We start from the raw sequence: 561 nt of genomic DNA, 5'->3' as shown, positions 1-561 counted from the left end.
AACATGCCTCAGGCACAGGGAGAGGGATCGCAGCCTACGCTACAGCTACCTTCGACAGAGACAGAGACACAGGCATCACCCACCACAGCATCGGATCCGCCCCCGGTACAGATGTTCTCTCCTTCACGAGGCCAGGACCGACTGGAGCGCCTTGAGCATGCCGCGGATATGATACAGGCTGAGGTGGCCGAGGGCAAAGCTACATTGACAGCATTTCACAGTGAGGTTATGGGCCGCTTTGACAGGGTGGCACTGTTACTACAACAGGTCTTAACTTCTAGACCCTCACTACCACCACATAATGAGACACCACCAACAGCGGAAAAAATAGCACCAGCACATGAGCAGAGTTTGGAGCAGGACACGACGCAGAGGCGTCTTAGACATTAGATTTTTACTTTTTATTACCTTTGTATTTTTCATTTCATATTGGACTTATAGTACTCAGAAAGGATTCGTTCCTTCTGAGGGTATTTTGTGGCTTGTAGTTTTTAGTTATCAGTTATATAGTCTTATCCGTTGCAGAGCTATACTAAACTCTTTTGTGTGCGTGCGTGCAGA

1 protein-coding gene is annotated in these 561 nt (G+C 48.1%); it reads left to right on the top strand.

Annotated elements, in window-relative coordinates; all coding sequences use genetic code 11:
• Window positions 1-183 precede the first annotated feature (183 nt).
• A complete protein-coding gene (locus ACFIK8_RS12875) occupies window positions 184-390 on the top strand; it encodes a hypothetical protein (RefSeq protein ID WP_375669645.1) in 207 nt (68 codons plus the stop codon).
• Window positions 391-561: the final 171 nt, after the last annotated feature.

Source organism: Bartonella sp. MR168JLCBS (genome assembly GCF_042194175.1).
The sequence above is the reverse complement of the archived record's forward strand: the minus strand, read 5'-3'. Positions and strand labels throughout refer to the sequence as shown.